3 protein-coding genes are annotated in these 5,287 nt (G+C 40.9%); all 3 read right to left on the reverse strand.

Going from position 1 to position 5,287, the window contains the following annotated elements:
• Window positions 1–2,357, reverse strand: a 2,357-nt coding sequence (locus RIC88_RS00470; protein ID WP_350215427.1) for an Ig-like domain-containing protein, incomplete at its 3' end; no start/stop codon positions are given.
• 93 nt (window positions 2,358–2,450) lie between these two features.
• Window positions 2,451–3,065 (reverse strand): response regulator transcription factor, encoded by a 615-nt coding sequence (locus tag RIC88_RS00475; protein WP_350215429.1) that lies wholly within the window; start codon window positions 3,063–3,065, stop codon window positions 2,451–2,453.
• Window positions 3,062–5,059, reverse strand: a complete 1,998-nt coding sequence (locus tag RIC88_RS00480; protein ID WP_350215431.1) for a tetratricopeptide repeat-containing sensor histidine kinase — start codon at window positions 5,057–5,059, stop codon at window positions 3,062–3,064. The genes RIC88_RS00475 and RIC88_RS00480 overlap by 4 nt, the downstream gene beginning before the upstream one ends.
• Between the last annotated feature and the right edge of the window lie 228 nt (window positions 5,060–5,287).

The raw sequence follows: 5,287 nt of genomic DNA on the forward strand, positions 1-5,287 counted from the left end.
GCTGTATTTAGTGATGAGTTTATAGAATTACCTGCCAGGTCTTTGATGCCGCTTCCCAAATAAATATTGTAATTGGTATCGTTCAAAAGATCACTGCTTGGGTTAAGTGTAAGCACATTACCATTCAAATTCAATTCGGGACTAACTGATGTATAACTAGTTTGATTAACCCCGTCTATTGCTAATGACACCACGCTGACTCCTGATTGTAGCATAAGGTTTTCATTGAAGGTGGCAACAAAAGTGGTATTGACTGGCACATTAGTGGCATCATCTAACGGACTAAAGCTCAACACAGTTGGTGGAGTCACATCCGTGTCCGCCACATCAAGAATAGTAATGGTAAACACCTTCTCAAATGTTGCTTGACCATCATTAGTTCGCACTCTGATACTGTAGCTGTTCTTGCTTTCAAAATCAAAAACTACACTGGCCCGAAGTTGATTCCCAGAGATATTAAAGCTTGCATTGTCTGTACTCCCAGTTCCTGAAACTAAACTGTAGGTATGGCTGTCCCCTGCATTGGCGTCTATTGTGGATAGGTTACCAATTACTGCATTGACGACATTGTTTTCGTTGATTGATGACGCGCTGAGAGAAATGTTTGTAGGGGCTGAGTTTGCTGCCGCTCCTGTCGTAAAACTCCAGTAGTCTTTTGCGAACCATCCAGCCAGTGCATTTCCATTGGTTCCCACTAAGTCGCCTGCACCGATACTTGCGGCTGTAATGTAATAACCAGTATTTGCTGCTAAACTCGCATTATTTAGTGTTAATATATTTCCATCAAGGGTTACATCCGACGTACCCAAGTCATAATTTGTACCATGTTGCACGTCGGTTGCGGTTCTCATGATTCTAAATGCCCCACTCCCCTCCAAAGTCACCGCCTGATCCAATTGAATAATAAGATCTGGGGTCAACGAAACGTTGGTAGTTCCATTGGCTGGAGTTAAGCTTACAATTTCGGGTACATCCTGAACGACTATATCAAATGACTTCTCGAAAAAATTTCCATCAGGATCGGTAGTACGCACCCTAATTTTTCTGATGGCCTTCGCTTCATAATCCAACGGAGCAATAGTGTACAATCTATTTTGAGTGATTTGGAAAAAACTATTATCTACATCTCCACTGCCAGCTACCAATGAATAGGTAAAATTGACATCATCCACATCGGTGCTACTGAATGTTCCGATTTGCTGATCTATATTTCTATTTTCATTGAGTACATTTCCAGATAAAGCAATTTCAGTAGGCGGAAAGACTGGTACAGAACCTGTAGTGAAATGCCATGTACTTTTGCCCCCAATACTGAAACCCTGATTAAAAACGTCCGTGATTGCACCTGATTGCACAGAAGCATAATAATGGGTGAAGGCATCTAATGTGCCAAAATTGATTGTTAGTGTTTTACCTGACCTTGAGAATGAGCCGTAAGTAACGAATTGATCATTGTCATATCTATATAGGGAGATTTTAGCGCTTGGATTTGAAGGCGCGTCCAGGGTATTGTTAAAAGTAAGACTGTACTGCCCGTCAGTAGAACTACCCGTGGCACCATTGACTGGATTGGAACTATCTATCGAAAGTGGAAAATATGTTGTAAATGTGTGATAGTCAGGATCGGTGATGACCGGAAGTGCATTGCCGTCATCATCGTAAATCAAATTAGCGCCTTTCAAAATGGAATAAACCTGGCCTTTTTGAAAGTCCGTTTGAGAATGGGCCAACCGTATGCTCATTCTGTCGGCGCTGGTAAATACATGCTGGAGACCTACAAAATGCGAACCGGTTTCAGCCGAAAAACCAGGCGAATAATCCACAGTAATGGGCTCACTAAAATTGACTGTGACCTGTTCATCAAGAGCTACATCCGCTGCTCCATTGCCTGGAGTTATACTTGTAATGATTGGCCCCACTCCATTATTCGAACGAGTAGTAAACGTCCAACCACCTTTGACTATGGAGGCGGATTGATTGTTTGAAGCATCTCTGAACATCCCTTGAGGCATGGTCACATAGTATTGAGTATTTGGCTGAAGGATAATGTCCCCTGGACTATCCGTTGGATTTATCGTCGCAAGAGTAGCCGTGTTACCAGAAATACTAAAAATGAACGGACTTACTACAGAGTTTACAGAAAAAGAACCGATGAGCTCATCGGTACTGAATTTTCTCAATTCCAAATACCCGTTGTTTTTAATGATCCCTCTATCGTAGGTCATGGTAAACGATAGATTGGTTGGTTTTTCAGAATTTGTGGCGGGTGTTTTACTTACGAGGCTAAACGTCTGTGCAATGGCCGTTGCAGTAGCCATCAGTAAAAGAGTGCTAATAAGAATTCTATGATTTTTCATGGCAGCTATTATTTAGAACCTTAAAATTCTAAATAGCCACCACCAACATCAATCGGGAATTCTCCGTTTTCGGGTACGGAATATTACGGATGACTAGGCTTCAATCAGCCCATCGCGAATGCCTTTTCGGACCATTTCAACAATGCTCTTGACCTGCATTTTCTCCAATAAATGATTCTTGTGAGTTTCTACGGTTCTTGGGCTCATATCTAATCGTGCGCCTATTTCCTTATAGGAAAGACCATCAGAGAAACCTCGCAAAACTTCAATTTCACGAGGGGTGTACTGGGTGTCCGAGTTGATCAAAATTTCTGAAAAAACCGTGGAGATATACCTCTTACCATCTATCAGGTTGTCCAATGCCCTAAAGTATTCATCGGCCACCATGTCTTTGGTCAAAAAAGCCAGCACGCCCACTTCTTGCGCTCGCTTCAAATCCGTGGGATTGGGGTCCGCCGTAAGTATGGCACATTTCGAATTTGGGTGAATTTTCAGAATTTCCCCCGCCAGAACACTCCCATTTGCATCAGGTAGTTTCAGGTCAACAAAAATGATAGATGGTGCTTCTTGCGACAGTTTTTCAATGGCTTCCTTACCAGAAGACGCCTCGCCAATTACTGAAATATCCGGCCGGCCAAGCAGCATGGCCTTCAGTCCATCTCGAACTATTTTGTGATCATCTATAATAAAAAGCGTGTGTTGACTCATGCAGCTTTGGCAAATTCCAGCTGAAAGGTAGTTCCCTTTTCCAATTCACTATTCACCAATAAAGTGGCGCCCATTTTCAGCATTAGTTCCCGACACAAACTAAGGCCCAGTCCGGTTCCCTTCTCCGATGAATTCTGAATGTCATGCGCTACAATCTCACCCGCAAATAGCCGATCAACTTCCGCCTGATCCATACCAACTCCATTGTCCTGAATTTGGATAACAAGATGCCGCTCATTTTCCTGAACCAGTATGGACACCTGAGCTTCCATCTTGGAAAATTTTACCGCATTGCTTAGAAGGTTTCGAATGACGATTTCCAGAAATTGTTTGTCAGCGGTGATGGCCGACTCGCTCGTTATGTCCTTATTGAACGTGATTTTCTTCAGGGAAGCTGAAGCATCCAACTGGCTTAGAACTTCCATAATCACTTGACTAGGTGACACAGAAGTCGGTTGATAGCTCAGTTGATTGGTTTGGGTCAATGCCCACTTGAGCAAATTATCCATCATGTCTCGAACAGTTGCCGAGCTGTCTCTGAGCGACTCAATGAATGATTTCAGTTGCTCCTTTTCTAATCTGTCCCAATCGGACGTCAAACTGGATGTGATCGTGTGAAAAGAGGAAAGTGGACTTTTCAAGTCATGTGAAATGATAGAAAACAAACGATCTTTGGTACGGTTTAGGTTGGCCAATTCTTGATTTTTGGCATCCAACAATTCATTGGTTCGGGTCTTCGCTCTGAATCTGATATACAAAAGTCCCACGGTTACGATCAGTGAAATTGCTGCAATAACCAGCAGCAATTTAGCTTGCTGATCCTTTTCAGACTGTAACGCCTGGATTTCGTTTTGGGCAGCTAATTCGCTGATTTCTGCATCCTTGAGTTCAGTATCAAATTGCACTTGCAACTCTTGCAAAGAAGCTCGTTTATCGGCTTGAAACAACGAATCCGCTAGTATCGCGTATTGTTTTCGATAATTTGCAGATTTTCTAAAGTCCAAGGTTTCTTCATATGAATCCCCCAATATTCGCAATGCATCTTTTTTTGTCCTAACATCTGATGTGAATCCAAGTCCTTCTGAGGCGTCCTGAATAGCCAAGACAAATTTTTTCATCTTAAAATGTACTTCAGAACGACTAACTAAATCGGTTGCAAGTGCTATGTTGTCACCCATTTTCCTATCGATATCAATTGACTTATTTATATAAGTAAGCGCCGAATCTAGGAGATTAAGATCAATGAAATGAGTTGCCAACGTAGCATACGATTTCGACAAACCTCTTACGTCATTGAATTTCCTTCTAAGCACCTCTGCTCTTTTCAAATAATAATAGGAAGAATCAATCAAGTCCAGATCATGGAAAGACATAGCCATATTATGATAAGAAGACGCCATACGTGCAGAATCCCTAAGTTGTATTTTATAATGAATAGCTTTCTTGAAAAACTCTATTGATTTTTCGTACTCACCTAAGTATTGATAGACACTGCCCAGATTATTGGTAATAGCGCCTAATCGGATTGTGTCATTCAATTTCTCAAGAATTCGAAACGACGCGATATAATTACTTAGTGCTTGCTGATCATTTGACTCATTGTAATACGTAATGCCAATCTCACTGTAAGCTGTGGCCATCCGAGTTGAATCCTTATTTCTTTTGGAAATTTCAAGTGCATTTAGAAATAATTTGCGTGCAGAATCCAGATTATCTCTATAGATAAAATAGATTCCTATTTTTACTTGTGCATCAATAATAGCTTCCTCATTTTTAGTAGAATGGGCTATTCTTAATGCCTCTGTTAATACAACTATGTTTAAGTCTGGATTGGATCTAAATATATTTTGAGAGATGCTAAACAGATGCTGAATTTTTGCCTCAGATGATTGTATGTCAACTAATGCTAATTGAATTGAGTCAGGTAATTGAGCCTTGGTATAGGAAAGACTGCAAATCCAAATGAAAATAAAAACCAGCGCTATATCTTTCATGGTTTTATTGATTGATAAAAATAAGCAGTAGAAAGTAATTGAGGCTCTTCTTTTAGTTGACTGCTAAATAAATAATTCAATATTCATAAAAAAAGCGACCTCCCTAGGAGATCGCCTTGCACAAGCCTAAGCTAATGCTGCCTTAGTTTGCCTTTATTATGCGCTTTAAAACTCGTTGGTCATCAATCATAACTTCCAGTATGTACGATCCCTCAGCCAAGTCAGAAA

The organism is Ekhidna sp., assembly GCF_040220215.1.
Taxonomy (GTDB): Bacteria; Bacteroidota; Bacteroidia; order Cytophagales; family Cyclobacteriaceae; genus Ekhidna.